Source organism: Belliella alkalica (genome assembly GCF_022549785.1).
Lineage (GTDB): Bacteria > Bacteroidota > Bacteroidia > Cytophagales > Cyclobacteriaceae > Belliella > Belliella alkalica.
Genome location: NZ_JAKZGO010000091.1, coordinates 1 through 600, shown reverse-complemented (window position 1 = coordinate 600; position 600 = coordinate 1). Strand labels below are relative to the sequence as shown.

General features: G+C 43.5%; 1 protein-coding gene. It reads right to left on the bottom strand.

Going from position 1 to position 600, the window contains the following annotated elements:
- Positions 1 to 600 (bottom strand): hypothetical protein (locus MM213_RS20790; RefSeq protein WP_241414795.1); only part of this gene is annotated, 600 nt, incomplete at both ends.

Genomic DNA, 600 nt, shown 5'->3' with positions numbered 1-600 from the left:
GTGATTCCTCTGATTGTGGCAGGAGTAATTTCCAAATCTGCTGTCAATACGAAATCATCGAAGTTTGAACCGGTTATCCTAGCGGTTACCTGTTGGTTTCCGACATTCGTTCTTCCATTGTTTTCATAGGCAACTGAAGCCCCCGCCGGAAGTGTACCTGAGATTTCGATGGTTTTTTCTGTTCCATCAAATACAAAGGATCCGTCTTCGAAAGTGAATCCTGTGATTGTGGCTGGGCTGATGGTCAATTCTGCATTTAGAACCAACGTGGTATAATTATCACCTGAAATGGTAGCTGTTGCTTGCTGCGCACCCACATTTGTTCTGGTATTGTCGGTATAGGCAACAGAAACTCCATTCGGAAGAGTCCCTGATATTTCAAGAGTTTTTTCTGTTCCGTCAAATACAAAATTTCCATCTTCGAAAGTGATTCCTCTGATTGTGGCAGGAGTAATTTCCAAATCTGCTGTCAATACGAAATCATCGAAGTTTGAACCGGTTATCCTAGCGGTTACCTGTTGGTTTCCGACATTCGTTCTTCCATTGTTTTCATAGGCAACTGAAGCCCCCGCCGGAAGTGTACCTGAGATTTCGATGGTT